28 protein-coding genes are annotated in these 25,754 nt (G+C 68.7%); 16 read left to right on the top strand and 12 right to left on the bottom strand.

Annotated features, from left to right (window positions below):
- Positions 1–25: 25 nt before the first annotated feature.
- Positions 26–187 carry a hypothetical protein gene (locus ACIBF5_RS00525; protein ID WP_396806611.1) on the bottom strand — a complete coding sequence of 54 codons (162 nt, stop codon included), beginning with the start codon at positions 185–187 and terminating at the stop codon, positions 26–28.
- Between the two features lie 110 nt (positions 188–297).
- On the opposite strand from ACIBF5_RS00525, the gene ACIBF5_RS00530 reads away from it, so the two are divergent.
- The 5 genes from ACIBF5_RS00530 to ACIBF5_RS00550 all read left to right on the top strand — a co-directional run bounded on the left by ACIBF5_RS00530 (position 298) and on the right by ACIBF5_RS00550 (position 2,983).
- On the top strand, positions 298–1,530 hold the full coding sequence (locus tag ACIBF5_RS00530; RefSeq protein WP_396806613.1) for a helix-turn-helix domain-containing protein: 1,233 nt from the start codon (positions 298–300) through the stop codon (positions 1,528–1,530).
- A 266-nt stretch (positions 1,531–1,796) separates the two neighbouring features.
- Positions 1,797–2,039: a hypothetical protein gene (locus ACIBF5_RS00535; RefSeq protein WP_396806615.1), complete on the top strand. Its 243-nt coding sequence runs from the start codon at positions 1,797–1,799 to the stop codon at positions 2,037–2,039.
- On the top strand, positions 2,036–2,548 hold the full coding sequence (locus tag ACIBF5_RS00540; RefSeq protein ID WP_396806617.1) for a hypothetical protein: 513 nt from the start codon (positions 2,036–2,038) through the stop codon (positions 2,546–2,548). Before ACIBF5_RS00535 ends, ACIBF5_RS00540 begins: the two co-directional genes overlap by 4 nt.
- The gene (locus ACIBF5_RS00545; protein WP_396806619.1) at positions 2,545–2,766 is read left to right on the top strand and encodes a hypothetical protein; all 222 of its coding nucleotides are present in this window, start codon (positions 2,545–2,547) and stop codon (positions 2,764–2,766) included. The genes ACIBF5_RS00540 and ACIBF5_RS00545 overlap by 4 nt, the downstream gene beginning before the upstream one ends.
- Positions 2,767–2,800: 34 nt before the next feature.
- Positions 2,801–2,983, top strand: coding sequence for a hypothetical protein (locus tag ACIBF5_RS00550; RefSeq protein ID WP_396806620.1), 183 nt, complete (start codon positions 2,801–2,803; stop codon positions 2,981–2,983).
- Positions 2,984–3,060: 77 nt separating this feature from the next.
- On the opposite strand, the gene ACIBF5_RS00555 is transcribed toward ACIBF5_RS00550, so the two are convergent.
- Entirely contained in the window at positions 3,061–3,624 is a 564-nt protein-coding gene (locus ACIBF5_RS00555; RefSeq protein ID WP_396806622.1) for a hypothetical protein, read from the bottom strand.
- A gap of 374 nt (positions 3,625–3,998) precedes the next feature.
- On the opposite strand from ACIBF5_RS00555, the gene ACIBF5_RS00560 reads away from it, so the two are divergent.
- The 10 genes from ACIBF5_RS00560 (at position 3,999) to ACIBF5_RS00605 (ending at position 16,405) form a co-directional block, all read left to right on the top strand.
- Complete coding sequence (locus ACIBF5_RS00560; protein WP_396806624.1) at positions 3,999–4,514, top strand: nucleotidyltransferase family protein; 516 nt, start codon at positions 3,999–4,001, stop codon at positions 4,512–4,514.
- 3 nt (positions 4,515–4,517) lie between these two features.
- Positions 4,518–4,760, top strand: a complete 243-nt coding sequence (locus tag ACIBF5_RS00565) for a hypothetical protein (protein ID WP_396806626.1) — start codon at positions 4,518–4,520, stop codon at positions 4,758–4,760.
- Between the two features lie 56 nt (positions 4,761–4,816).
- A complete protein-coding gene (locus ACIBF5_RS00570) occupies positions 4,817–5,515 on the top strand; it encodes a DUF6193 family natural product biosynthesis protein (RefSeq protein WP_396806628.1) in 699 nt (232 codons plus the stop codon).
- Positions 5,516–5,668: 153 nt separating this feature from the next.
- Entirely contained in the window at positions 5,669–6,034 is a 366-nt protein-coding gene (locus ACIBF5_RS00575) for a hypothetical protein (RefSeq protein ID WP_396806630.1), read from the top strand.
- Positions 6,035–6,292: 258 nt separating this feature from the next.
- Positions 6,293–9,580 carry a penicillin acylase family protein gene (locus tag ACIBF5_RS00580; protein ID WP_396806632.1) on the top strand — a complete coding sequence of 1,096 codons (3,288 nt, stop codon included), beginning with the start codon at positions 6,293–6,295 and terminating at the stop codon, positions 9,578–9,580.
- 317 nt (positions 9,581–9,897) lie between these two features.
- A complete protein-coding gene (locus ACIBF5_RS00585; protein ID WP_396806633.1) occupies positions 9,898–10,848 on the top strand; it encodes a helix-turn-helix domain-containing protein in 951 nt (316 codons plus the stop codon).
- Positions 10,849–10,981: 133 nt separating this feature from the next.
- A complete protein-coding gene (locus ACIBF5_RS00590) occupies positions 10,982–13,753 on the top strand; it encodes an AAA family ATPase (protein ID WP_396806635.1) in 2,772 nt (923 codons plus the stop codon).
- A 347-nt stretch (positions 13,754–14,100) separates the two neighbouring features.
- A complete protein-coding gene (locus tag ACIBF5_RS00595) occupies positions 14,101–14,781 on the top strand; it encodes an alpha/beta fold hydrolase (RefSeq protein WP_396806637.1) in 681 nt (226 codons plus the stop codon).
- Entirely contained in the window at positions 14,781–15,614 is an 834-nt protein-coding gene (locus ACIBF5_RS00600) for an alpha/beta fold hydrolase (RefSeq protein WP_396806639.1), read from the top strand. Before ACIBF5_RS00595 ends, ACIBF5_RS00600 begins: the two co-directional genes overlap by 1 nt.
- Positions 15,611–16,405, top strand: a complete 795-nt coding sequence (locus ACIBF5_RS00605; RefSeq protein ID WP_396806641.1) for an alpha/beta hydrolase — start codon at positions 15,611–15,613, stop codon at positions 16,403–16,405. The genes ACIBF5_RS00600 and ACIBF5_RS00605 overlap by 4 nt, the downstream gene beginning before the upstream one ends.
- Positions 16,406–16,537: 132 nt before the next feature.
- Here ACIBF5_RS00605 and ACIBF5_RS00610 read toward each other — a convergent pair whose 3' ends face one another.
- From ACIBF5_RS00610 to ACIBF5_RS00645, 8 genes are read right to left on the bottom strand one after another with little or no spacing between them, the layout of a single operon-like run.
- The gene (locus ACIBF5_RS00610; protein WP_396807337.1) at positions 16,538–16,954 is read right to left on the bottom strand and encodes a metal-sulfur cluster assembly factor; all 417 of its coding nucleotides are present in this window, start codon (positions 16,952–16,954) and stop codon (positions 16,538–16,540) included.
- Positions 16,955–16,980: 26 nt separating this feature from the next.
- Entirely contained in the window at positions 16,981–17,454 is a 474-nt protein-coding gene (sufU, locus tag ACIBF5_RS00615) for a Fe-S cluster assembly sulfur transfer protein SufU (protein ID WP_396806643.1), read from the bottom strand.
- The gene (locus tag ACIBF5_RS00620; RefSeq protein ID WP_396806645.1) at positions 17,454–18,758 is read right to left on the bottom strand and encodes a cysteine desulfurase; all 1,305 of its coding nucleotides are present in this window, start codon (positions 18,756–18,758) and stop codon (positions 17,454–17,456) included. Before ACIBF5_RS00620 ends, sufU begins: the two co-directional genes overlap by 1 nt.
- A 19-nt stretch (positions 18,759–18,777) precedes the next feature.
- Positions 18,778–19,551 (bottom strand): Fe-S cluster assembly ATPase SufC, encoded by a 774-nt coding sequence (gene sufC, locus ACIBF5_RS00625; protein ID WP_396806647.1) that lies wholly within the window; start codon positions 19,549–19,551, stop codon positions 18,778–18,780.
- Positions 19,548–19,874, bottom strand: coding sequence for a non-heme iron oxygenase ferredoxin subunit (locus ACIBF5_RS00630; RefSeq protein ID WP_121155400.1), 327 nt, complete (start codon positions 19,872–19,874; stop codon positions 19,548–19,550). Before ACIBF5_RS00630 ends, sufC begins: the two co-directional genes overlap by 4 nt.
- Positions 19,874–21,016 carry a Fe-S cluster assembly protein SufD gene (gene sufD / locus ACIBF5_RS00635; protein ID WP_396806649.1) on the bottom strand — a complete coding sequence of 381 codons (1,143 nt, stop codon included), beginning with the start codon at positions 21,014–21,016 and terminating at the stop codon, positions 19,874–19,876. The genes ACIBF5_RS00630 and sufD overlap by 1 nt, the downstream gene beginning before the upstream one ends.
- Before the next feature lie 55 nt (positions 21,017–21,071).
- On the bottom strand, positions 21,072–22,502 hold the full coding sequence (gene sufB / locus ACIBF5_RS00640) for a Fe-S cluster assembly protein SufB (RefSeq protein WP_396806651.1): 1,431 nt from the start codon (positions 22,500–22,502) through the stop codon (positions 21,072–21,074).
- Positions 22,499–23,188, bottom strand: coding sequence for a metalloregulator ArsR/SmtB family transcription factor (locus ACIBF5_RS00645; protein ID WP_211349567.1), 690 nt, complete (start codon positions 23,186–23,188; stop codon positions 22,499–22,501). The genes sufB and ACIBF5_RS00645 overlap by 4 nt, the downstream gene beginning before the upstream one ends.
- Before the next feature lie 201 nt (positions 23,189–23,389).
- On the opposite strand from ACIBF5_RS00645, the gene ACIBF5_RS00650 reads away from it, so the two are divergent.
- Complete coding sequence (locus ACIBF5_RS00650; protein ID WP_396806653.1) at positions 23,390–24,349, top strand: heme A synthase; 960 nt, start codon at positions 23,390–23,392, stop codon at positions 24,347–24,349.
- A 146-nt stretch (positions 24,350–24,495) separates the two neighbouring features.
- Here ACIBF5_RS00650 and ACIBF5_RS00655 read toward each other — a convergent pair whose 3' ends face one another.
- The gene (locus tag ACIBF5_RS00655; protein WP_396807339.1) at positions 24,496–25,404 is read right to left on the bottom strand and encodes a RimK family alpha-L-glutamate ligase; all 909 of its coding nucleotides are present in this window, start codon (positions 25,402–25,404) and stop codon (positions 24,496–24,498) included.
- A 5-nt stretch (positions 25,405–25,409) separates the two neighbouring features.
- Positions 25,410–25,745 (bottom strand): hypothetical protein, encoded by a 336-nt coding sequence (locus tag ACIBF5_RS00660; protein WP_396806655.1) that lies wholly within the window; start codon positions 25,743–25,745, stop codon positions 25,410–25,412.
- Positions 25,746–25,754 lie beyond the last annotated feature (9 nt).

The raw sequence follows: 25,754 nt of genomic DNA on the forward strand, positions 1-25,754 counted from the left end.
CGAAGTGCTCGCGTACCGGCCGTAGCTACGAGGTGGGCTCGGCAGCGGCGACTGCTTGCCCGAGCCACTCCAGGCACTCCGTAGACCCCGCGACGATCGGGGTGGCGATGACCTGCAGCCGCCACTCCTCGCCGGTGCCCTGCTCGGGTAGCTCGTCCAGGAAACGCGAGAGGGGCTGGCCCCTCAATGCGCGCCGGTGTCTGGCTAGCAGGCGTCAACCACGAGCAGTACCGTCGACAACACCTAACGGGACCGTCCAGGGTCCTGTACCTCACCCTCGTCCAGGAGGGCAGACACGTGCACACCATCGGGGACAACATCGCTCGGATTCGCAAACAGCGAGCCATGACGCAAGAACACCTCGCGGAATCCGCCGGGCTCAGCGTCGAAACGATCCGCAAGCTGGAGCGGAACGAGCGCACCGCCGCGCGGATGTCGACATTGAACAAGATCGCCCGAGTGCTTGGTGTCGCCACATCCATGCTGCTCGGCAACGTGGCACGAGGCGCGGCCAACCGGGAGCCGGACTCGATACCACTCGGCCTCGTCGACATGCGCCGGGCACTCACCCCGGTACGCGGCCTCGGCGGGCAGCTCATTGAGGCCGGGCCCGAACAGACCGCCCCCGCCCTGGACGACGTTCGAGACGCGATCATGGCCGCGAACAGCATGTATCACGCCAACGACTACACGAACACGCTGCTGGCCCTGCCCGGCCTGCTCGGCGAGGCACGCATGCTCGTCGACATCACCGACGGGGATGAGCGCCTGACCGCGCACATCCTGGCGGCCCGTGCACACCAGCTCGCTGGCCGCTTGATGATCCAGATGCGTCAAGTCGACCTCGCCCACGCCGCCTTGACGTTAGCCCTTGAGCACGCCGACCAGTCCGGCGACGAACTCACCGGCGCCGCAGCCATCGGACCCATGTGCTGGCTGCTGTTGCGGCAAGGGCGACTCGGCGAGACTGAGCAGTTGGCAATCGAAACGGCCGACCGGATCGAACCGCGCATGTCTCGAACCCGACCAGCCGAAGTCGCGCTCTGGGGTGAGATGTACGTGCGCGCCGCTGCCGCTGCGGTCCGGGACAACCGGGACGCCGACGCCGGTCAGATGCTCGACCTTGCGGCCACGGCGGCGCAGCGCCTTGGCGACCAAACCGACGAGGTCATTGCGACCGGCGGGATAGATTTGTCGACCGGGTCAGTGGCGATGATGAGGGTAGAGGCTGCGGTGATCGCGGGCCGCCCGGATCAGGCGTTGGTGCTCTCCGCCGACGTTGAACGGTCCCGACAGGTCACCCCGTCCTCTCGGCAGCGGCACCGTCTCGACGTCGCGTCGTCGTACGCCCAGACCGGGCAGTACGCCGAGGCAACCGGGGTGCTGCTGGAGATTCGTGAACAAGCCCCAGCCTGGATCCGCCAGCAGCGGTACGCCCGCGACATCGTCGAGTCCATCCGGGATGTGCGACGCCGGGCGATGACGCAGGAAATGGCGGACCTGGCCAAGCTGGTGGGTGTAGACGTTTAAGCAAAAGGAACCTGTACGCCACGTACTACTTGGGGCGACGAGTACGCGAAGTGGTACACACTGTCCCTTCACCTTCTGTGATCGTCTGGGGACGATCGGAGTAGGCGCTGCGGCGGCAACACCCGTTCATAGCCCCACAGGCTGTTCCGCCGCAACGCCTCCCGATCGGCGCCGGGCCGACTTCCCCCGTGGTGGGCCCGGCGCCAACCCTTTGGTGGGGAAGCAGACGGTCGTCATCCTCCCCACCCCGTGGCAGAGGTGGGCGAATGGCGAACAGCAGTTGGCGGAAGTACTTCAACGACGGAGAGGCGCCCGAAGACTGGCCGGCGCCCGGAGCGGATACCCCACCGCACCCTGAGCCGTCGTCGCTCCCGCAGCCGGTGGTCGAACCCCTCTCCGATGTGGCTCGCCTCATCGCCATCTCGATGGCGATGGGACGATCCGGCACCCCGCACGCCCAGTCGCTGATTCACCACAACTGCGGGCGGCGTTGGCGGAGGATCGGATGACGGCAGTGCGCGACTCCCGCCCACACGGGACGATCATGCCCCCGCAGGTCTGGCCCGCGATGCTCGGCAACGCTCGGGCCATCGTCGAGGCGCACCTCAACGAGCAGGAATGCGGACTGTGCCCGGCGTTCCGGCGGGGCAAATGCGGCCGGTTGGCGTGGGCCACCCGGATGCTCGCCGACCCGGTGATGCTCGCGGTTGAACGCGCCGCCGAGAGCGGAACACGACCGGTCACGGTCGGTGACCTGCCCGCAGTCCCCGACGGCACGGTGGTGCACCTGGCGCCGAGAGACTGGTCCGACGGGCGGACGCCTCAGACGTTGACCTCGAACGTTCGGGTCCTGCGGGTTCACAGGGACCGGTCGGACCCGAACGGAACCCAGGTGTGGGTTACCGGCCACTGGCTGGAATGCGCGTGGGAGTCGGTGCCAGCGCACCCACCGTGCGCGGAGGTACTGGTGGAGGCTAAGGCCATCCTGACCGCGCTCGTGGCGCTGGCGGGATCATGAGCCGCATCGATGAACCGCTGACCCGCGCCGCGACCTGGGAGGCGGCCACGATGACCATCTCCCAGCACGAGGACCGGGGCACCTCCTACGCCCCCGGCACCTGCGCCTGCTGCACCCCGGACGGCTGCGCCCAGCTCGCCTGGGCAATGGAGGTACGTGCCGGCCGGAACACGGAGTACCCCGAACCGCAGCAACGGCCCGGGTTGATCGGTTGGTAGTTTCCCCGTGACCGATGGGGACGATGGGCCGGGGTTGACGAAGGTCACCTACAACCTCTCACCAGGCGCGGTTGATGCGCGGGACGAGTTGGTTGCCGGGCGGCGGGTAACGAAGACGGGCGCGGTGGATCGGGCGTTACGTGTCGCCGCAGCGGTGTTGCGTATTGCACCGTCCGCTCCGGCGGATGTCGTCTCCGGGGTTTTCCTGACCCGCTGATCGCCGCCGACCCAAGGGGCGGTGTCCGAAGGGGGCGTACCCGATGGGGTGCGCCCCCTTTCGTGCGCCCTCTCAGCTCAGGTCGCGCTGGCTGAGGATTCCGTCTCGACCGCTGAGTCCGAGGCCCCGTTAATGAACCGCTGTCCTGCGTACGTAGCGAGCGCCTGAACTACTTGATCTTGTGATGCGCGAAGCGAGTCAATCGGCAGCAGGATGATGGAGGGGCGACCGTCGACCTTGTTCTGATATTCCGCCACGGTGCCCAGATCGGCGTCTGCCGACGGCACCAACAGCAGCCGCGGCCCACTGCTGTTGTCCGACGCCCCGTGGCGCGGCTCAAGTATCAACGCGTCAATCGATGCCCACGGTACCAACTGGTTAATGCCTTCCGCGCGCAGCCGGAGTCCCGTCTCATCCAGCACAATCGGCGCGGGACGCAGAGTACTGGCAAGACCGGCAAGAGCGCCCAGAACCATGATCAGGCTGACGACAAGCAGCGCTCCCGAACCCAACGGCACGATCAGGATTCTCAGCCCCCATCCATTCTGGGAAGCCCAAATGCCGAGGATGCCCCCCACGAGGATAAAGGCGATCCAGAAGAGGTGGGGACGACGACGATGAAGCTCCATCAAGATCTCCATAAATCAGGGCAGATACTCTTTGGCCACGGCCGTGGAGCAAGATCACGGGTGAAACTAGCAGCTACGTCCTTAAAGCTCCTAACAAGATCTTGTCGATCGATGGTGGCGAGCGTGACGGTGGCCGGTTCGAGTCGTTCCACATGGCGTGGGCAAGCCGTGGGTCATCGATGACGACTTGTGGAATCTGGTCGAGCCGGTACTTCCGCCCTGGCCGCGGCGATCACCCGGCTCGCGACCGGTGCCGGATCGGCTCTGCCTACAAGGGATTTGTTCGTGCTGCATACCGGAATCGGGTGGGAGGACCTACCCCAGGAGTTGGGCTTCGGCTCTGGGATGACCTGCTGCGCAGACTGCGCCGGTGGACCGACGCCGGCGTGTTCGACCGGCTGCATCGACTACTACTGGCCGAGTTGAACGCGGCCGGTCGTATCGACTGGTCCCGGGCGATCGTCGACGTCCCACTCGGACTTCCTGCACAGCGACTGGCAGCGGTTCGGCGGAGGCTCCAAGCTGAGCGTCCTCCCGTTGGAATGGCACAACCCGCAGCGGGCGTGCCGTTCGCCGTCCGAAAGGATCCGTCCCTCATCGAGCGTGTGTATCACGACGCTGGCAAGCGCCGGATGCATGACCTGGACCTGCTCATCCGCCGCTCCGACGGCACCGAGGCCCGTGAGGCGCTGGCCGGCCTCGGCTACGCGGAGGGCAAGTTGTCGTTGGACGGCACCAGAATCGAGCCGTACAGCCGGCGGACCCAAATGCACTGGCGCCTCCACGTGAGCAGTGCGCTGCCGCAGATCAGGTTTTCCGGCCGCGCCGACATCACCGTCTACACCGTTGACCTCTGCTTTAGCCCCTTTCAGCCGTCCTGGCCAACGCAATTGGACACTTAGGAGGTGCTCGACCGGGCGGTCACCGCGCCGGACGGAGTGATGCGCGCCACCGAGGAGGAGATGGTGTGGATCGTGAAGGCCATCATCCAGGATGGACGGAGTTGGGACAGCGTCTTGTTCTACGACAAGGCGGGTGACGTCCCGAGGTGGTCGGAGCCCGACTGGAAAGCACACCGTTGCCCGGACCCGCGTCTTTCGGTTCCCAAGCCGGAACGCTGTTTCCCGTTCCGTTGGTGGGAGGAGTAAGGTGTTTCTCGCTCGTTCACGTGACGAGTCCGTTGGTTTCCGAGGTGAGAGGGCACATGGTGGGAGACGACCCGGCCGCGACGCTTGACGAGAGTCTCTACCCGGACGTCGTCGAGGCTGGGGGGCTCGCGTTGGCGTTACGAGGGCTTGCTCGGCGTCGAGGGATTGACGTCGGCGACATCTCCGCTTCGGAGTTCGGGCCGCTGTTCTTCGCGACCATCGATTCGCCGCGTGGTGGAATCGGGGTGCAGGTGGTCCCCGGGCGGCGCTCCTTCTACATCGTGCTCTCGCATCGGAGTCATAAGTGGGCGCGAGGCGAGACCGATGACCTGTTGGACGTGTTGCGGGTAGCGGAACTGTGGCGTGGAGGGGCGATGCTGAGCGAACTCGCGAGTACATTCCCGTTCATGTCCTACCGTCCGATCGAGGAGGCGTACGAGCGCGGCGATCACGTTCCGGTTCAGTGGCAGACTCTGCTGCAAGATGCGGATCTGGACGAAATCCGTCCCCTATTGCGGGCCGCACACGAGAACGAGCGGTTACGCGAGCTGTTCCCCACCGTCTCCCACTTCACGCTCCTGCGCCTCGAACTGGACGCCGAGAACCGGAGCGCGGGAAGCGTGAGGATCGAGCGCAATCCGGCGGGCGACTACCGTGTGGTCAACAGTTGGAGTGAGGTGTCGCGGCAGGCCGGGACCCTGGATCAGGCGGTAGCGGCGGCGGTGGCGGCGCTGCCCGAGAGATCGGACCGCTGACCGGGTCATCCGAGAGGCCGCCGGGCCGGGTGGTGAACGGCGACCTCCGGCGGTTCGGGACCGTGGGTGGAAGCCCGAGCCCATCGAACATCGCCCCACCTACCCCCTCATCGCCACATTCGCGATGCAGTTTGTAGCCGCGACATCACGGCGATGGCCGTGTACGCCGGGGTGGAGACCGACATCTCCGGAAACCGGCTGCTCGTACACAGCCGTGAGTCCTCCAGGTTCACCGCAGCAGTACGAGCGGTCGTACCGGAGCAACGGCTGTGGCTACGCGAGGTGCCTCTTAGTGCGGACGAGCTGGCCGCTGGCGTGACCAGCGTCAGCGGAGACATCGCCGACTGGAAAGGTCGCGGTGTCGAGATCCGGAGCGTGGGGGCGCAGCCGGGACTTGGGTGCGTGGAGATCGGTGTCGCGCAGCCTGACCGCGACCGAGACGCCCTGGTCGCTTACTACCAGTCGACCGTGCCGGTGTGCGTGATCCCGGGGAGCCTGCTGATCCCCGCCAGAAGTTAGCTGCGACGATCGCCGCCGACCCGAGGGGCGGTGTCCGGAGGGGGCGTACCCGGTGGGGGTGCGCCCCTTCGTGTGCCCTACAGGTTGATCGTCGAGATGGCCGGCGCGCGACGGACATGCTCACCCCTCGGCTCGGACCAGGGCAGGATGTCCGACAGGTATCGAAGATGTTAGGTCTTTTCAACGTCCTGAGTGAACGGTTAGCATCCGGTACCCGAAGTTTCTTCATGTAATGATCCCACCGCCAGGAGGATCAGCATGTACCGACGTGCCCCGTACCGACGGACGACGGCCGTCGCCGCCGTCGCGGTCACCACGATCGCCGCCGCGCTCCTCGTCGCTCCCGCCACCGGCGCGCAGGCCGCCCGCGAAACCGCTCCCGCCACCACCGGGAACAGCGCCACCACCACCAGTGCCGCCGATCCGAATCGCGCCGGCACCACCAGCTTCGCGGCCGACGACTACTGCCTCGGCGAGTGCGCGGACATTCTGCCGCCGGGCCAGAACGGCAACGCCACCCTGATCGAGGTGCTCGGCAACCAGGCATTCGGCACCCTGCCCCGGCACTCCGGTGACCAGCTCGGCAAGTACGCCAACCTGGTGTACGGCTACGCCGGGCTACGCGAGGACCAGATCGGGAACTTCTTCAACGACGCCTCCTTCGGCGTGCCACCCGGCCAGGCCGAACGGACCTACTCCCCCCGCTCCGACGTCACGATCGTCCGGGACCGGTCCACCGGCATCCCGCACATCACCGGCACCACCCGGGGCGGCACCATGTACGGCGCGGGCTACGCCGGCGCCGAGGACCGCCTCTTCACCATGGACCTGCTCCGGCACGTGGGACGCGGCACGCTGACCCCGTTCGCCGGTGGCGCACCCGGCAACCGGGCACTGGAGCAGAGCGTCTGGCGCAACTCGCCGTACCGGGAGGCGGACCTGGCCGCCCAGGTCGTGGCACTTCGCCAGCGCGGGCCCCGGGGCGAACAGCTCTACCAGGACGTACGCGAGTACATCGACGGGATCAACGCGTACATCGGGGTCTGCATGGCGGGACGCAACTGTCCCGGCGAGTACGTGCTCACCGGTCATCTGGACGCGATCACCAACGCGGGCGGCCCCGAACCGTTCCAGATGACCGACCTGATCGCGATCGCCGGCGTGGTCGGCGGGCTCTTCGGCGGCGGTGGCGGCACCGAGATGCAGTCGGCGCTGGTCCGGATCGCCGCCCGCGCCAAGTACGGCAACGTCGAGGGAGACAGGGTCTGGGCCGCGTTCCGGGCCGAGAACGACCCGGAGGCGGTGCTGACCCTGCACGACGGGCAGAGCTTCCCGTACGGCGCCGCCTCGCCGGACGCGCCCAGCGTGGTGCTGCCCGACGCCGGCTCCGCCCGGGTCGAACCGGTCGTCACCGACCAGACCGGTTCGGCGACCAGCACCACCGGTGGCCCGTCCGAACTCGCCGCCGCCCTGGCCGGACTCACCATCACCCCGGCCAGCCGGGGCATGTCGAACGCGGCGGTGATCTCCGCCGCGCACTCCGCCACCGGGCACCCGGTCGCCGTCTTCGGCCCGCAGACCGGCTACTTCTCTCCCCAACTGCTGATGGTGCAGGAGTTGCAGGGGCCGGGAATCAGCGCCCGGGGCGCCGCCTTCTCCGGAATCAGCTTCTACGTCCTCCTCGGCCGGGGACAGGACTACGCCTGGAGCGCCACCTCGTCCATCCAGGACATCACCGACACCTACGCGGTTCCGCTCTGCACCCCGGACGGCAGCACGCCGACCCTGGCCAGCAACCACTACCGCTTCCGTGGCCAGTGCCGGCCGATGGAGGAACTCTCCCACGTCAACTCCTGGACCCCGAGCGTGGCGGACGGCACGCCGGCCGGCTCGTACCGGCTCGTCACCTGGCGTACCGCGCTCGGGCTGGTCGGCTGGCGGGGAACGATCGGCGGCCAACCGTACGCGTTCACGTCGCTGCGTTCGACCTACCGGCACGAGGCCGACTCGGCGATCGGGTTCCAGATGTTCAACGACCCGGCCCTGATGGGTTCCACCGCCGGGTTCAAGGACGCGGCGGCCACCATCGGGTACGCGTTCAACTGGCTCTACGTCAACTCCGACTCCTCGGCGTACTTCAACTCCGGTCTCAACCCGCTCCGGGCCACCGGGTCGAACCCGAACCTGCCGCAGCGGGCCGAACCGGCGTACGAATGGGTCGGCTTCGACCCGGCGACCAACACCGCGACCTACCTCCCGGCCGCCGCGCACCCGAACTCGGTTGACCAGGACTACTACATCAGTTGGAACAACAAGCAGGCCAAGGACTTCGGTGCCGCCGACGGCAACTTCAGCTTCGGTGCCGTGCACCGGGGCGACCTGCTGGACAAGCCGGTACGGGCCGCGCTCGCCGCCGGGCAGAAGTTCGACCGGGCCTCGCTGACCAGCCTGGTGCAGCGCGCCGGGCAGACCGACCTGCGCGGCATCGAGGTGCTCGACGAGCTGATCCGGGTGCTGGAGAGCCAACCGGTCACCGACGCCAACCTGGCGGGCGTGGTGACCCGGTTGAAGAACTGGCGGCAGGCGGGCGCCCTACGGGTGGAAACCGCCAGCGGGTCCAAGGTGTACCAGCACGCCGACGCGATCCGGGTCTTCGACGCCTGGTGGCCGCTGCTCGTCAACGGCCAGTTCAAGGCCCCGCTCGGGGCCGACCTCTACCAGGCGCTGGTGAACGCGCAACAGGTCAACGAGTCCCCCTCCGGCCACCAACGCGGCGACGTCTCCACCCTGCCGACCTCGGCGAACGAGGCCCAGGCACACAAGGGATCGTCGTTCCAGTACGGCTGGTGGGGCTATGTCGACAAGGATCTGCGCGCCGTCCTCGGCGACCCGGTGCAGGGCGGGCTGGGGCGTACCTACTGCGGCAACGGCAACCTGGCGGCGTGCCGGCAGATCCTGCTCGACACGCTACGCACCGCCGCCGCCCAGCAGGCGTCCGTCACCTACCCGGGGGACGCGACCTGTTCGGCCGGCGACCAGTGGTGCGCGGACGCGATCATCCAGTCGCCGCTCGGCGGGATCAAACACGCCACCATCGCCTGGCAGAACCGCCCGACGTACCAGCAGGTCGTCTCCTTCCCGGCCGGCCGGGGAGACGACATCTCCAACCTCGCCGCCGGGCGTACGGTGACCGCGTCGAGCACCCAGTCCGGCAACGGTGCCGCCCGTGCGGTCGACGGCGACCTCGGCACCCGCTGGGCGAGTTCCTGGTCGGACAACCAGTGGATCACCGTCGACCTCGGCTCGGTACGGCCGGTGAGCCGGGCAGTGCTGACCTGGGAGGCGGCGTACGCGCGGTCGTACCGGGTGGAGGTGTCGACCGACGGCACCGCCTGGCAACCCGTCTGGTCGACCACGGCCGGCGACGGTGGTACGGACCAACTCGACTTCGCCACCACCCCGGCCCGCTACGTCCGGATGCAGGGACTCACCCGGGCCACCGGTTTCGGCTTCTCGCTCTGGGAGTTCGAGGTGTACGCGCACTAGACGAGGACGTCGGCCCGTGTGACCGGCCCGGACCGGCGCACGGGCCGCCGTCCATGCATCCCGCCGACCGCTGGTCTGGTCATGGCCGGCGACCGTGAAGCCGCGTAGAATCTGACCGCCCTGGCGGCGCCGTTCGGCACCGCCGGGAGTGGCCCGGTGGCAGCAGGTGGAGCCGACCGGAAGACCCGCGTACGCGGGCAGGTGGCGGCGACGCGTGCACCCGACACGGCGACGCCGGTCAGACCGGGACCGTCCCATCGCAAGGCGGGCTATTGACCGCGTGCTCACTGGAGCACACTGAGAGGTAACGGGATGTCATGCTGGTTCTGGACACGCAGTCGCTGCCGTCCGGCGAGCGGGCCGAGGCTTTCCAGGCGTCGGTCAGCGCCAACTGCTCCTCAAGCATGGCGTCGTTCGAGGACCCGGCATCCATCCGCGCGACGATGACCGTCTTCGACCTCGGTCCGGCGAAGGTCTTCAACATCGACGCGTCCGGCACCACGTTGCGGCGTACGCCAAAGATGTCCCGCGCGGAGAATGAGACCTCGATCGTTCTCGCCCTGCCGGTGCGGACCGACAACCACATCGCCTGGGCTCGTGAGGAGCGCCTGTTCGGGCCGCGTGACCTCCTCCTGGTCGACCTGTCCCTGCCGTACGTCTATGGCTGGAAGGGCGCCGGCGCCTCCTATGCGCTCCACGTCGACGTGGACCATCTCGGCCTTCCCCGCGACATGATCCACGCCGCCGCCCGGGAGCTTCGGGGAAGTCCGCTCTACGAACTGGTACGTGACCATGTCGAACGGGTGACGGCGCGGGCGGACACGCTGGCCGGCAGCCCGGGAGCGGCCGAACTGGGCGCCGCCTCGGCCGAACTCATGCGGGCCCTGGTTGTCTCCGCGGCAGGCGACGGCCGCCGGTTGCGTGACGCCATGCAGTCCTCGATGCAGGCGCGGGTGGAGTCCTACGTCCGCAACAACCTGCGAGATCCGGACCTGACGCCGGAACGCATCGCCGCGGCGAACGCCATTTCCGTGCGCGCCCTCTACAAGCTGTACGAGGCGCTCGGACAGAGCCTGGAACAGTCGATCATCGAACAGCGTCTTATCGGCGCCCGCACCGACCTGACCTCGTCCCACCCGCGCTACACATCCATTGCGGCGGTAGCCCGGGCCTGGGGTTTCTCCACGCCGAGTTTCTTCTCCAACAGGTTCCGCGCGGCCTTCGGCGTCACCCCCCGGCAGATGATGAGGTCAACGACGGCCGACTGAGGCCACGTTGTGCACACAGGCGTCAGAACTGTGCGTCTCCAGAACACCTTCGCCGCCGCGGTAATGCGACCGTGCTCGCCGAACGGGTCCCGGCATGGCCGTCTCAGGTGGGCCCGGTGGCGAAGGAGGAGCGGTGCTGATCCAGAAGGTGGATGGCGTCCCGGCCGTCATGCACGGCCGGGACCGCGAGTACGCCACCGTTGTAGATCTTCTCAGTCAGGCCGGAGCTGGCCGCGGCGCCGCGCTGGTCGTACGCGGCCATGCCGGGATCGGCAAGACGATGTTGCTCTCGGCAGCTCGGCGCGTCGCGACCCGCGCCGGCATGACGGTCCTCCAGACGAGCGGCGCCGAGGTCGAGGCGGCGCTACCGTTTGCTGGACTGCATCAGCTCGTGGCGCCGCTACTGGGCGACGTCGAGGCGCTGACGTCCCGGCAGCAACGCGCACTACGGGGAGCCTTCGGCGAAGACGACGCGCGCCCAGATCTGTTCACCGTCGGGCTGGCGGTGCTGGAACTGCTGGGCCATTGCGCGGCGCGGACCCCACTGCTCATCCTGGCCGAGGACGCACACTGGCTGGACCCGGAGACCCTCGACGTACTCGTCTTCGTGGCACGTCGGCTGACCGTGGAGCCGATCGGGGCGGTGCTGGCGGTCCGGGCACAGCACGGCGATGTGCTCACCCGCACCGGCCTGACCCAACTGCACCTCAGCGAGCTCGACGACGACGCCGCCCAATGCGTCCTGCGCGACCACGCGCCTGGACTGCCACCGGACCTGCGCAAGAGGGTCCTGTCGGAGGCTGCCGGGAACCCGCTCGCCCTCGTCGAGCTGCCCCGGCTGTTCATCTCCGGCGGCGGCGCCGGCCTGCCGGAACTACTTCCGCTCAATGAACGCCTGGAGAGCGCGTTCAGCGATCGCTTCGCACAGTTGCCGGCCGCGACCCGGGCGATCGTGGCCGCGTTCTCCGCCGACACAGGTTGCCCACTGCCGACATTGCTGTCCATCGCCGGGATACTGACCGGTACGGCGGTGACCGCGCAAGCGATCCAACCGGCCATCGACGCCGGCCTGTTGCAGGTCCAGGCACAGCGGTTGCGCTTCCGGCATCCTCTGGTGCGCGCTGCGGTCTACCGCTCCGTCGACGACATCGCCCGCCTCACCGTTCACTCCGTACTCGCCGACGCCCTGGCCCGGGACCCGGACCGGCGCGCCTGGCACCGCAGCGCCGCGACACTCGGACCCGACGAGGATGTCAGTGGCGAACTGGAGGCGGCTGCCGGAAGTGCCCTCGATCGCGGTGCCCTCGGTGTCGCCGTCACCGGTCTTGACCGGGCCGCCGAGCTCACCGCCGACCCTGTCCGGCGTTCGTCCCTGCTGCTACGGGCAGCCGACCTGGCCTCGCAACTGCACGGCGGGCGGTTCGCCGCGTACCTGCTGGCGAAGACCGACCCGGCGCAGGGTGACGCCACTGATCGCGGCCGGCTCGGCCTGGTCCGCGACATCGTCGAGCCGGGCGACATGCGCGACGGAGCACGAATCGACGTGCTCTGCGATCTCGCGCTCGATGCCCATGCGGCGGGTGACCCCGACCTGGCCGCCACATTGTGCTGGCGGGCCGCCTCACGCTGCTGGTGGGGATGCCTGCCACCGGAGATCGGCGCACGGGTCACCACCGTGCTCGGCAAACTCGGACTCCCCGCTGATGATCCACGAGCACTGGCGATCGGGGCCTACGCCGAGCCGGACGCTTGCGGTCCAGGCGTCCTACGAGAGTTGCCGACCCTGGTCCCGGATCGCACCGACATCGAGGGGATGCGTTTCCTCGGCGGAGCGGCGATGATTCTGGGTGACTTTGTCACCGCATCGTCGTTCCTGTCGACCGTCGCCGCGGGATATCGGGCTCAGGGACGCGCCGCGCTGCTCGCCCGCACTCTCGCCTCCGCCGGCTTCATCCGCCTGTGGCTCGGCCGGTGGCCGGAAGTTCGGGCGGACACGGAGGAGGCCGAGGCGCTGGCGGAGGAAACGGGCGAACATTTCTGGGTCGTCGCCGCTCGGGCCAGCCGGGCCCTGCACGAGGCGATGAGCGGCAACAGCGACAGTGCGGTCCGGCTCGCCGACAGCGCGCTCGCCAGTCCGTTGGTCGCCGGCGTGCGGTTCGCCGCGGAGGCCGCCCAGCATGCCCGAGGTGTAGCCGCGAACGCCGTCGGGCGTCACGACGAGGCCCTCGACATCCTCATCCGGATCTTCGACCCGGCTGATCCCACCCACCACCTCGACATGTCCGGGTGGGCCCTGCCCGACCTGGCGGACGCCGCCGTCCGCTCGGGTCGGCAGCGAGACGTCCGGGACATCATGAGCCGAGCTCGGGAGCGGGCAGCGCGGTTGCCGTCCCCGATGTTGCACCGCTCGCTCGCCTACGCCACTGCGGTCCTGGCCGCCGACGAGCAGGCCGGTCCGGCCTTCGCGCACGCCTTCGCCATGGATCTCACCGACTGGCCGGTGCATCGGGCACGGTTGAACCTGGCGTACGGCACATGGCTGCGTCGGCGCAAGCGCATCCTTGAGTCCCGGGCCCCGTTGCGCGCCGCCCGGGACGACTTCGCCGCACTAGGCGCACACGCTTGGGGCAGGCTCGCCCGAGCGGAGCTGCGCGCCGCCGGCGAGGAGAGCGTCGGCCGGACAGCAAGTTCGGGCGAACGGCTGACCGCCCAGGAACTGCAGACGGCCATGCTGGCTGGGACCGGACTCAGCAACCGTGAAATCGGTCAACGGCTGTTTCTCTCGCACCGTACGGTCAGCTCGCATCTCTACCGGATCTACCCGAAGCTGGGCGTCAGTGGTCGCGCTCAGCTACCCGCGGCGCTGGCCTCCTACCGAGAAGCGGCGACTGACGCAGTCGACTGACGGATACCTCTCACCGGGCGAGACCACCCATCCCGACCTGTCGCCAGTAACGCATCCGTGAGAACGATGCCCAGGCAAGGACGCACCACCAACCCCAGCGGCGCTGCCGGGTGACGCAGGTGGTCGAGACAGTCAACGTACGGATTCGTCAGGTGGTCGCCTCCCGGGAGATTGGTCATGCACATCCCCTCATCGAACGGGAGTTTCCCAGAATGGTCCCTACCCGCCGATCCCTGCTTGCGGGATCAGCTCTAGCCGCGACCGGAGCGCTCCTCGGATCGTCCGCGACATTCGCGGCAGCCTCCCCGGGACGTCCTCCCAACCCGGCCAAGCCCACCGTGGTTCTCGTGCACGGCGCCTTCGCCGATGCCTCCGGCTGGAACGACGTCGCCCGCATTCTGCAACGTGACGGCTACCGGGTGCTCGCACCAGCCAACCCGTTGCGCAGCGTCGCCGGCGACTCCGCCTACCTCGCCAGCATCCTTGCCACCCTGAGCGGCCCGATCGTCCTGGTCGCCCATTCGTACGGCGGAATGGTCATCACCAACGCGGCCGTCGGCAATCCGAACGTCAAGGCGTTGGTGTACGTCGCGGCGTTCGCACCCGACCAGGGCGAGACTCTGTACAGCCTCCAGACCAAGTACCCGGGCACCAAGCTCGACCAGACCGCGCTCGACCAGCGGCGGTACCCGACTCCCGACGGTACCGACAGCATCGACGGCTACGTCAAACCGGAGGTGTTTCACCACGTCTTCGCCGGCGACCTGCCGAAGGCCACCACGGATCTCATGGCGGCTAGCCAACGCCCCGGCGACGTGCACACACTTCAGGAACCGTCGGGCGCACCGGCGTGGCGGAGCATTCCTTCCTGGTACCTCGTCGCCCGCAACGACAACCTCATTCCGGCCGCCGCTCAGCGGTTCATGGCCCACCGGGCCCGCGCCCGCACCACCGAGGTGAACGCCTCACACGTGGCAATGATCTCCCAGCCCCGAGTCACCGCCGACCTGATCCGAAAGGCAGCCTGATGACCTTCGTCACCACCTCCGACGGCACCCAGATCTTCTACAAGGACTGGGGTAGCGGTCGCCCCGTCGTGTTGTCGCACGGCTGGCCGCTGAACTCCGACAGCTGGGAGTCCCAGCAACTGTTCCTCGCCGAGCACGGGTACCGGGTGATCGCGCACGACCGGCGCGGGCACGGCCGCTCCACCCAGACCTGGCACGGCAACGACATGGACACCTACGCCGACGACCTGGCCGCCGTGCTCAACCAACTCGACCTCCGCGAGGCGACCCTGGTCGGTTTCTCCACCGGCGGCGGGGAGGTGGCCCGTTACATCGGACGGCACGGCGTGGGACGGGTCGCCCAGCTCGTGCTCGTCTCTGCGGTACCGCCGTTCATGCTGCGTACCGACGACAATCCTGGTGGCGTCCCGATGGAGGTGTTCGACGCGATCCGCGCCGGCTCTCTGGCCGACCGCTCCCAGCAGTACCACGATTTGGCCGATGGTCCCTTCTTCGGCCACAACCGTCCCGGCGCGGACGTTTCGCGGGGTACCCGGGAGGTCTTCTGGCGGCAGGGACTGCAGTCCGGACACCGCAACGCGTACGAGTGCATCGCGGCGTTCTCGGCCACCGACTTCCGTCCCGACCTCGACGCCGTCGATGTGCCGACGCTGGTCATTCACGGTGACGACGACCAGGTCGTGCCGTACGCCGTTGGCGGCCAGGCGTCGGCTGCCCGGATCAAGAACGCGCGGTTGGTCACCTACCCGGGTGCCCCGCACGGCATTACGGACACCCACAAAGAGCAACTCGGTCAGGACCTGCTCGCGTTCCTCAAGGAGTACGACGCATGAGCACGATCGTTCTGGTCCACGGCCTCTGGGTGACCCCGCGTAGCTGGGAGCAGTGGGTCTCGTACTACGAGGCCAAGGGACACACCGTGCTGACTCCTGCCTACCCCGGCTTCGAGGTCGAGGTGGAGGCGCTGCGCGCCGACCCCAGCCCGATCGCGAGAGTCACCGTGCCGGAGACGGTCGCCCACCTGGAAAAGATCATCACCGCGCTGCCCGAGAAGCCCATCATCATGGGTCACTCTTTCGGCGGCACGCTCACTCAGTTGCTGCTCGACCGGGGCCACGGCGCCGCCGGCGTGGTCATCAACTCCGCGCCGCCGGAGGGCATCCGGGTCAGCCCGCCCTCGCAGATCAAGTCACTCTTCCCCATCCTCAACAACCCCGCCAAGCGCCACCAGGCCGCCGGGTTCACCCCGGAGCAATGGCACTACGCGTTCACCAACACCCTGTCCGAGGAGGACTCGCGGGCCGTCTACGACCGCTACGCCATCCCCGCGCCCGGCAGTTGGGTCTGGGCCTACGGTCTGCTCGCCAACTTCACACCGGGTAAGCAGGAAACCTGGGTCGACTTCCGCAATCAGCACCGGGCGCCGTTGCTGTTCATCGCCGGCGGCGCCGACCACATCATGCCGCCCTCGGTGAACCGATCGAACGCCCACCATTACAAGGCTCCCGGCACCGTCACCGAATACCGCGAATTTCCCGGACGGTCCCACTGGACCTGCGCGGAGCCCGGCTGGGAGCAGGTGGCGGACGCTGCCCTTGACTGGGCCCTGGCGCACGCCCGTTAACACCGCCAGAGGCACTAGCACCAACACTTGAACGCCACCGATTGAGGGCAGATCGCCGTGAGGATCACTCCTCACGGCGATTTGCCCGTGCTCGAATGCTGTGCCCGTACGGGGTTCCCTCGGGGCAAAGGGTCAGACGTTGAAGCCCAGGGCGCGGAGCTGGTCGCGACCCTCGTCGGTGATCTTGTCCGGGCCCCACGGCGGCAGCCAGACCCAGTTGATCCGGAAGTCGGAGACCAGACCGCCACCGGGACCGGTGGTCAACGCGTTGCGGGTCTGGTCCTCGATCACGTCGGTCAGCGGGCAGGCCGCCGAGGTGAGTGTCATGTCCAGGGTGGCGACGTTGTCGTCACCGACGTGCACCCCGTACACCAGGCCCAGGTCGACCACGTTGATCCCCAGCTCGGGGTCGACGACGTCCTTCATCGCCTCCTCGATGTCGGCGATGGCCGCCTTGCTGACGGCCGGCGCGGCAGCGCCGGTGTCATCGGCGCCGGTCGCGGCGACCTCGGCCGCACCGGTCGCGCCCACGGTCTCCTCGGAACTCATGCCTTCCAGCACCTCGCTGCGCTCGCTCATGCCTTCACCTCCGGGCTCACGCCCACACCGGCGCGTACCGCGGCGTCCTTGAACGCCATCCACGGCAGCAGCGCACATTTCACCCGGCCCGGGTAGCGGGCGACACCGGCAAAAGCCACCCCGTCGCCCAGCACCTCCTCGTCCGGCGTCACCAGCCCGCGACCGGAGACCAGCTCGACGAAGGCCGTGTGTACGGCGAACGCCTCGTCGGCACCCCGACCGCTGAGCAGTTCGTGCAGCACGCTCGCCGACGCCTGGCTGATCGAACAGCCCATGCCGTCGTACGAGATGTCGGAGAGCGTGTTGCGCGCCACCGCCACCCGCACCGTCACCTCGTCACCACAGGTCGGGTTGACGTGGTGCGCCTCCGCGACCTGGCCGGACTTGTCGGCCGGGTCGCGAAGTCCACGACCGTGCGGGTGCTTGTAATGATCCAGGATGATCTCCTGGTAGAGCTGGTCGAGTTGCATCAGCCAAATACCTTTCGCACCTGCTCAAGGGCAGCCACCATCGCGTCGATCTCGGCGGTGGTGGTGTACAGGTAGAACGAGGCGCGGGTCGTCGCCGGTACGCCGTACCGGACACAGACCGGACGGGCACAGTGGTGGCCGACGCGCACCTGCACCCCCTGGTCGTCCAGCACCTGCCCGACGTCGTGCGGGTGCACACCGTCGAGCGCGAACGAGATCGTGCCACCGCGGCCGATCGGCACCACCGGCCCGAAGATCCGCAGCCCGGGTACGGTCCGGAGCGCGTCCAACGCGTACGCGGTGAGTTCCTTCTCGTGCCACTGGATCGCGCGCATACCGATCCCGGTCAGGTAGTCCACCGCCGCGCCGAGCGCCACCGCCTCGGCGATCGGCGGGGTTCCCGCCTCGAACCGGGCCGGTGGCGGTGCGAAGGTCGAACCCGCCATGCTCACGGTCTCGATCATCGAACCGCCGCCGAGCACCGGCGGCATCGCCGCGAGCAGCTCGGCCCGGCCCCAGAGCACGCCGATCCCGGTCGGCGCGCACATCTTGTGCCCGGTGAACGCGATGAAGTCGGCGTCCAGATCGACCACGTCGACCGGCATGTGCGGCGCCGACTGCGAGCAGTCGAGCATCAGCAGCGCGCCGACCTCACGCACCCGCGCGGTGATTCGCGCGGTGGCGTTGACCGTGCCGAGGATGTTGGAGACGTGCACCAACGAGACGATCTTGGTCCGCTCGTTGATCAGCTCGTCCACCTCGGACTCGTCCAGCCGCCCACCCTCGGTGAGCGTGAACCAGCGCAGCGTGGCGCCGGTCCGCTCACAGAGCAACTGCCACGGGACGATGTTGGAGTGATGCTCCATTTCGGAGATCACCACCTCGTCGCCGGGGCCGAGGCGGAACCGGGGGTCACCGGCCGCGCTGACGGAGGCGTTCGAGAAGGCGTACGCGACCAGGTTGATCGCCTCGGTGGAGTTCTTGGTGAAGACCACCTCGTCGACGCTGGGCGCGTTGATGAACGCGGCGACCTTCGCCCGCGCCCCCTCGTACGCCTCGGTCGCCTCGGTGCCGAGCGTGTGCACCGAGCGGGAGACGTTGCCGTTGTGCCGCTCGTAGTGCTGGCGCAGGACGTCGAGAACCTGCCGGGGTTTCTGCGAGGTGTTGGCGCTGTCCAGGTAGACCAGCGGGTGCCCGTTGACTTCCCGACCGAGGATCGGGAAGTCGGCGCGCACCTTGTCCACGTCGAAGCGCGGCACGTCGTCGTACTGCGGCATCCCCGGCGGGATCGCGATCGTGGTCATCTCTGGCAGCCTTCTCTTCTCAGGCGCGGGCTGCGCCGGCTCCGGCGACGTACCGCTCGTAACCCTCGGCTTCGAGCTTCTCGGAGAGTTCCGAGCCGCCCTGCTCGACGATCTTGCCGCCGACGAAGACGTGCACGAAGTCCGGCTTGATGTAGCGCAGGATCCGGGTGTAGTGGGTGATCAGCAGCAGCCCGGTCTGGCCGGTGTCGCGGACCCGGTTGACGCCCTCGCTGACCACCCGGAGCGCGTCGATGTCGAGACCGGAGTCGGTCTCGTCGAGGATCGCCACCTTCGGCTTGAGCAGTTCGAGCTGCACGATCTCGTGCCGCTTCTTCTCACCACCGGAGAAGCCCTCGTTGACGTTGCGCTGGGCGAACGCCGGGTCCATCTGGAGCCGCTCCATCGCGGTCCGCAACTCGCCGGCCCAGGTACGCAGCTTCGGCGCCTCGCCGTCCACGGCGGTCTTGGCCGTACGCAGGAAGTTGGCCACCGAGACGCCGGGGACCTCGACCGGGTACTGCATGGCCAGGAAGAGCCCGGCGCGGGCGCGCTCGTCCACGGTCATCGAGAGCACGTCGACCCCGTCGAGGGTCACCGCACCACCGGTGATCTGGTACTTCGGGTGACCGGCGATCGAGTACGCCAGGGTCGACTTGCCCGAGCCGTTCGGACCCATGATGGCGTGGGTCTCCCCCGCCCGCACGGTCAGGTCGACACCGGCCAGGATCGGCTTCAGCTCACCCTCGGGCAGCTTGACCGACACCTGCAGGTCACGGATCTCCAGAACGCTCACGGGGTAACTCCATTGCTTGGCGTAAGACTGACGAAGACATCACCGTCGCGGACCTCGACGGGATAGACGGGTACGGGTTCGGTGGCGGGCAGGCCGCTCGGCTCACCGGTACGCAGGTCGAAGCGGGAGCCGTGTAGCCAGCACTCCAGCGTGCACCCGTCGAGTTCACCCTCGGAGAGGGCGACCGACGCGTGCGAGCACTCGTCCCGGATGGCGTAGAAGGCGTCGTCGTCGGCGTGCACCAGGGCGATCTCGGTGCCGTCGACCTCCGCCCGGACCACCGCCCCCTTGGGCAGCTCCTCGGCCGCACAGATCCTGATCATCAGGATCCCGCCTTGACCAACCGGGACTCGATCGTGTCGCCGAGCCGGTCACGCAGCTCCTGGACCGGGATCTTGTTGATCAGCTCGGCGAAGAAGCCCCGAACCACGAGCTTGCGCGCCTCGGCCTCGGGGATGCCCCGAGCCATCAGGTAGAAGAGCTGCTCGTCGTCGAAGCGACCGGTCGCGCTGGCGTGGCCGGCGCCGGCCACCTCGCCGGTCTCGATCTCAAGGTTCGGTACGGAGTCCGCCCGCGCCCCGTCCGACAGCAGCAGGTTGCGGTTGATCTCGTACGTGTCGGTGCCGGTGGCGGCGGCCTGGATCAGCACGTCGCCGACCCAGACGGTGTGCGCCGCCTCGCCCTGGAGCGCGCCCCGGTAACCAACGTAGCTGCGGCAGTCCGGCACGCTGTGGTCGACCAGTTGCCGGTGTTCGAGGTGCTGGCCGGCGTCGGCGAAGTAGAGCCCGTACAGCTCGGCCTCGCCACCGCGCCCGGTGTACTCGACGGTGGTGAACTGCCGTACCAGGTCGCCGCCGACGGAGACCTGTACGTGCACCACCTTGGCGTCGCGACCGAGCCGCACCTTCAGGTGCTGGGCGTGCACCGCGTCCGGCGCCCAGTCGGCGACCGTCACCAGGGTCAGCTTCGCTCCCTCGGCGACCGTCACCTCGACGTTGTCGGCCAGCGTCGCGCTGCCCGAGTGCTCCAGCACCAGGGTGACCTCGGCGAACCGGCCCACCTCGACGAAGGTGTGCCCGTACGTCACCTTCTCCGCACCGGTGCCGACGACGCGTACGACCGCCGGCTCGGCGACCACGGCCTCCGGCGCGACCGAGATCAGGTACGCCTCGGGCGCGGCGCCGTACGCGAGCGCGCTCACCCGGTCGAACGGGGTGAGCACACTGCCGACCCGGGGGTCGTCCCGGGCGATGGTGCTGGTGGTGACGCCGTCGGGCAGCACGCCGACCTCGTGGCCGAGCGGTGCGCCGGTGCCGGCGATGTCACCGGCGAGCGACCGCAGGCGCTTGAGCGGGGTGAATCGCCATTCCTCCTCCAGCCCGGTGAGGGCGGGGAAGTCGGCGACGTCGTACGAGCGGAGCGCCTGCGACTTGGTCGTGGGCGGCGCGAAAGCCTCGGTAGTCATCTCTTCCTTGAGTCTTCTCTGGCGAGGGTCCGGCTGGGGGCGTACGCGGGCGGCGTCAGCCGACCGCGCCCTCCATCTGCAGCTCGATCAGGCGGTTGAGCTCCAGGGCGTACTCCATCGGCAGTTCCTTGGCGATCGGCTCGATGAAGCCACGAACGATCATGGCCATCGCCTCGTCCTCGCTCATGCCCCGGCTCATCAGGTAGAAGAGCTGGTCCTCGCTGACCTTGGAGACGGTCGCCTCGTGCCCCATCGACACGTCGTCCTCGCGGATGTCGACGTACGGGTAGGTGTCCGACCGGGAGATGGTGTCGACCAGCAGCGCGTCGCACTTGACCGTGGACTTGCTGTGGTGCGAACCCTCCATCACCTGGACCAGGCCCCGGTAGGAGGTACGGCCACCGCCGCGGGCGATCGACTTGGAAATGATCGTGCTGGAGGTGTGCGGCGCGGCGTGCACCATCTTGGCGCCGGCGTCCTGGTGCTGCCCCTCGCCGGCCATGGCCACCGAGAGCACCTCACCCTTGGCGTGCTCGCCGACCATCCACACGGCCGGGTACTTCATGGTGACCTTGGAACCGATGTTGCCGTCGATCCACTCCATGGTCGCGCCCTCGTGGCAGACGGCGCGCTTGGTGACCAGGTTGTAGACGTTGTTCGACCAGTTCTGGATGGTCGTGTAACGGCAGCGCGCGTTCTTCTTGACGACGATCTCGACGACCGCGCTGTGCAGCGAGTCGGAGGAGTAGATCGGCGCGGTGCAGCCCTCGACGTAGTGCACGTACGCGCCCTCGTCGACGACGATCAGGGTCCGCTCGAACTGGCCCATGTTCTCGGTGTTGATCCGGAAGTACGCCTGCAGCGGGATGTCCACCCGGACGCCCTTGGGCACGTAGATGAACGAGCCACCGGACCAGACCGAGGTGTTCAGCGCGGCGAACTTGTTGTCACCGACCGGGATCACGGTGCCGAAGTACTCCTTGAAGAGTTCCTCGTGCTCCTTGAGCGCGGTGTCGGTGTCGAGGAAGAGCACACCCTGCTCCTCCAGGTCCTCGCGGATCTTGTGGTAAACGACCTCGGACTCGTACTGCGCGGCCACACCGGCGATCAGCCGCTGCTTCTCCGCCTCCGGGATGCCCAGCCGGTCGTAGGTGTTCTTGATGTCCTCGGGCAGGTCCTCCCAGCTGGCGGCCTGCTTCTCGGTCGAGCGCACGAAGTACTTGATGTTGTCGAAGTTGATCCCGGTGAGGTCGGCGCCCCACGACGGCATCGGCTTGCGGTCGAACAGGCGCAGGCCCTTGAGACGCAGGTCGAGCATCCACTGCGGCTCGCTCTTCTTGGCCGAGATGTCCCGCACCACGGCCTCGGACAGACCACGCTGGGCGGTCGCCCCGGCGGTGTCGGTGTCGGCCCAGCCGTATTCGTAACGGCCCAGGGCAGCGAGGTGCTCCTCCTGGGAGATCGGCTGAACGATCTGCTCGGTCATCTATCTGTCCTCACAGTGGTGGCGGGATTACCGGGTTGGGCACGCCTGGACTGAGCGGGAATGTGCGTGGTGCACACCCCGTCGCCATGCGCGATGGTGGCCAAACGCTGCACATGGGTGCCGATCAGACGGGAGATGACCGCCGTCTCGGCCTCGCACAGCTGGGGAAACTCCGCGGCCACGTGCGCCACCGGGCAGTGGTGCTGGCACAGCTGACCACCGGTGGCGATCGTGGACGCGTTCGCAGCGTAGCCCTCGGCGGTCAGTGCGCCCGCAAGCGCCTCCGCGCGAGCCAGCGGGTCGTCGCCGGCGTCTTCGAGAGCGGCCCGACAGCGGGCCTCCAGGGCTGCCACCTGCTCCGCGGCGAAGGCGTCGACCGCACGGGGGCCGCCCTGGCGGGCGATCCAACGCAGCGCGGCGGTGGCCATGCCGTCGTAGGTGTGGGTGCCGCAGCGCACCTTCGCCGAGTCGGTGAGCATGAACACCCGGGCCGGACGACCCCGGCCGCGGTGGCCGCGCAGGGGCTGCTCGCGGGAGATCACGTCACCGTCGGCGAGCATCGCGTCGAGGTGCCGGCGGATCGCGGCCGGGCTGAGCCCGAGCGCGGTGCCGAGTTCGGCTGCGGTGGACGCCCCGTGAGCCAGGAGCAGGTGGGTGACCCGGTCCCGGGTGCGATCTGCGATCATGGACGGGGCCTGCGCGGACACGGCGGCGTCGGCGGCCGGACCGGCCACCGGGTCGTGCTCAGAGAGCGCCGCCATGTTTTTCACTACGCCAACGTTACGTATTTCCCGAGACGACCGCAAACCGCACTCGGAGTGATCCGGACCACCGGTTTGCGACGGTCCCCGGCGAGGCCCAGCACTACGCTACGTAGGATTACCGCCGTGAACCGATTCGGCCGCCTTCCGGTCAGCCTTCCGCTCCTGCGCCGCCTCGCGCTCGCCTCGGTGGTCGCCAACGTGATCATCGTGGTGACCGGCGGCGCCGTCCGGCTCACCGGCTCCGGCCTCGGCTGCCCCACCTGGCCCCGTTGCACCGACGACTCGTACACCACCACCTCGGAGATGGGCATCCACGGGGTGATCGAGTTCGGCAACCGTACCCTCACCGGGGCGGTGGGGTTCATCGCGCTCGCCGGGCTGCTCGCCGCGCTGACGTACCGGCCACGGCGGCGGTCCCTGGTGCTGCTCGCCGGTTCCGTGCTGCTCGGCGTCGCGGCCCAGGCGGTGATCGGCGGGATCACCGTACGGATGCAGTTGCACCCCGGGGTGGTCGGCATCCACTTCGTCGTCTCGATGCTGCTGCTGCTCTCCACGTACGCGTTCTGGCGCCGCGTCGACGAGGGCGACGGTCCGGTACGGCTGACCGTACCGCGCCCGATCCGGACCCTGAGCTGGTTCACCACCGCGGTCAGCGGCGCGGTGATCCTCGTCGGTGTGCTGGTCACCGGCAGCGGCCCGCACGCCGGTGACGAGGACGCCGCCCGCAACGGCCTCGACCCGCAGACGATCTCCCAGTTCCACGCCGATCTGGTGTTCCTGCTCGTCGGGCTGACCGTCGGACTGCTGCTCGCCCTGCGCGCGGTGAACGCCCCGGCGCTGGCGGTACGCGCCGCGGTGGTGCTGCTCGTGGTCGAACTGGGCCAGGGGCTGATCGGACTGGTGCAGTACCTCACCCACCTGCCGGCCCTGCTGGTCGGTGCGCACATGCTCGGCGCCTGCCTGGTCTGGCTGGCCACCCTGTCGGTGCTCTGGGCCACCCGGGGACGGCAGCCGGCCGCACCGGCAACCGTCGCCGACCAGGTCACCGCCTCCACCACGCCCGTCCCCGCCCTCTCCCGCTGACGTCCGGCGCCCGAAGCGCCTCCGTGCGCCCACCATCCCGCACGCCGCACCCCGATTCCCCCGCTTTCACAGAATGAGTGCCCACCCGGGCTCGGGTGGGCACTCACGGGCACAAACCCCCCGAGCGCTGCCGGGAGCGGGAAGGGTCAGGCGAGCCGGGCCAGGACGGCGTCGGCCAGGCGGTCGGCGGCACCGGGCCCATGGGCGAGGAAGAGGGACGGCTCGGTCAGCTCCAGTTCGACCAGGACCGGGGCGCCGTCCGGACCCGGAATCAGGTCCACCCGGGCATAGAGCAGCCGCTCGGTGCCACCGGGCAGGGCGGCCAGCACCCGCTCGGCAGTCGCCCGCTCGGCCGTACTCGGTGTGCGCGCGGTGATCTTCTCGCTCCGGAAGAGCTCCACCGTCTCCTGGTCCGGACCGGTGAGCATCGCCCCCTTGCGGATCGCGTGGCTGAATCCGAGGCCGTCCGGGCCGGCGAAGAAGAGCAGAGCGGTCTCCCCGACCGTGTCGACAGCGCTCAGGTAGGGCTGCACCATGGCGACCCGACCGGCCGCCCCGAGCCGGGCGACGTGCCGCACGGCGAACTCGCGCAGGGCCGGGTCGGCGAGGTCGTACCGGCCGGTGTCCAGACTGCCGGCACTGATCGCCGGCTTGATCACGAACTCACCGTCGGTTGGTGGGCGCCAGGTCGCTCCCGGCTCGACCCACTCGGTCGGCGCCGTCGGCACGCCCGCGTCGGCGAGTTCGGCGAGATACCGCTTGTCGGTGTTCCAACGGACCACGTCGGCGGGATTGGCCAGGTGGGGCACGGTATCGGCCCAGGCGACGAACTCGTCCCGGCGCGGCGCGTAGTCCCAGGCCGAGCGGAGCACCACGAGCCGGTACGCGGCCCAGTCGACCGCGGGCGCGTCCCAGACCACCGGTTCGACGTGTACGCCGCGAGCGGCGAGCGGTCCGACCACCAGCCGGTCGTCCGGATCCAGCTCCGGCAACTCGGCACAGGTAACGAGAGCGACCCGGGGCTCACCCCGGGTCGCACGGTAACTCTCGGACAAATCTATCAACGGGCCATCGTACGGCGAGCCATCGACCGCCACAGATCGTTGCTCGGCCGCATCTGGTCCATCAACTCACGTTCCCATTCATTTTCTATTGCTACCCCTGCCTTCTCGCAGGCCAGTCGGGCGACATCCGTGCCGTCCGCGAACTGGTCTCCCCACACACCGTCCTCCCCCACCAGGACGATGCGGGCACCGCGCTTGCCGACGTACTCGATGACCGCCTTCGCGCCGCCGTGTCCGGCGGCGAACGTCCGGATGCCGGCGACCAAGCCACTCGGGGCTGGCTGCGCGGCGGCCTGTTCGCTCGTCAGCGTCGTATCGGAACCATCTGCCATAGGGCGAAG

Origin of the sequence: Micromonospora sp. NPDC050417 (genome assembly GCF_044458865.1) — a bacterium.
Taxonomy (GTDB): Bacteria; Actinomycetota; Actinomycetes; order Mycobacteriales; family Micromonosporaceae; genus Micromonospora_G.

Excerpts from the sequence above, each read along its gene's own strand:
- ACIBF5_RS00535 (WP_396806615.1), top strand. The coding sequence starts at position 1,797 with ATGGCGAACAGCAGTTGGCGGAAGTACTTCAACGACGGAGAGGCGCCC.
- ACIBF5_RS00540 (WP_396806617.1), top strand. The coding sequence starts at position 2,036 with ATGACGGCAGTGCGCGACTCCCGCCCACACGGGACGATCATGCCCCCG.
- ACIBF5_RS00545 (WP_396806619.1), top strand. The coding sequence starts at position 2,545 with ATGAGCCGCATCGATGAACCGCTGACCCGCGCCGCGACCTGGGAGGCG.
- ACIBF5_RS00555 (WP_396806622.1), bottom strand. The coding sequence starts at position 3,624 with ATGGAGATCTTGATGGAGCTTCATCGTCGTCGTCCCCACCTCTTCTGG.
- ACIBF5_RS00570 (WP_396806628.1), top strand. The coding sequence starts at position 4,817 with ATGGTGGGAGACGACCCGGCCGCGACGCTTGACGAGAGTCTCTACCCG.
- ACIBF5_RS00575 (WP_396806630.1), top strand. The coding sequence starts at position 5,669 with ATGGCCGTGTACGCCGGGGTGGAGACCGACATCTCCGGAAACCGGCTG.
- ACIBF5_RS00580 (WP_396806632.1), top strand. The coding sequence starts at position 6,293 with ATGTACCGACGTGCCCCGTACCGACGGACGACGGCCGTCGCCGCCGTC.
- ACIBF5_RS00585 (WP_396806633.1), top strand. The coding sequence starts at position 9,898 with ATGCTGGTTCTGGACACGCAGTCGCTGCCGTCCGGCGAGCGGGCCGAG.
- ACIBF5_RS00600 (WP_396806639.1), top strand. The coding sequence starts at position 14,781 with ATGACCTTCGTCACCACCTCCGACGGCACCCAGATCTTCTACAAGGAC.
- ACIBF5_RS00605 (WP_396806641.1), top strand. The coding sequence starts at position 15,611 with ATGAGCACGATCGTTCTGGTCCACGGCCTCTGGGTGACCCCGCGTAGC.
- ACIBF5_RS00610 (WP_396807337.1), bottom strand. The coding sequence starts at position 16,954 with ATGAGTTCCGAGGAGACCGTGGGCGCGACCGGTGCGGCCGAGGTCGCC.
- sufU (WP_396806643.1), bottom strand. The coding sequence starts at position 17,454 with ATGCAACTCGACCAGCTCTACCAGGAGATCATCCTGGATCATTACAAG.
- ACIBF5_RS00620 (WP_396806645.1), bottom strand. The coding sequence starts at position 18,758 with ATGACCACGATCGCGATCCCGCCGGGGATGCCGCAGTACGACGACGTG.
- ACIBF5_RS00630 (WP_121155400.1), bottom strand. The coding sequence starts at position 19,874 with ATGATCAGGATCTGTGCGGCCGAGGAGCTGCCCAAGGGGGCGGTGGTC.
- sufD (WP_396806649.1), bottom strand. The coding sequence starts at position 21,016 with ATGACTACCGAGGCTTTCGCGCCGCCCACGACCAAGTCGCAGGCGCTC.
- sufB (WP_396806651.1), bottom strand. The coding sequence starts at position 22,502 with ATGACCGAGCAGATCGTTCAGCCGATCTCCCAGGAGGAGCACCTCGCT.
- ACIBF5_RS00645 (WP_211349567.1), bottom strand. The coding sequence starts at position 23,188 with ATGATCGCAGATCGCACCCGGGACCGGGTCACCCACCTGCTCCTGGCT.
- ACIBF5_RS00660 (WP_396806655.1), bottom strand. The coding sequence starts at position 25,745 with ATGGCAGATGGTTCCGATACGACGCTGACGAGCGAACAGGCCGCCGCG.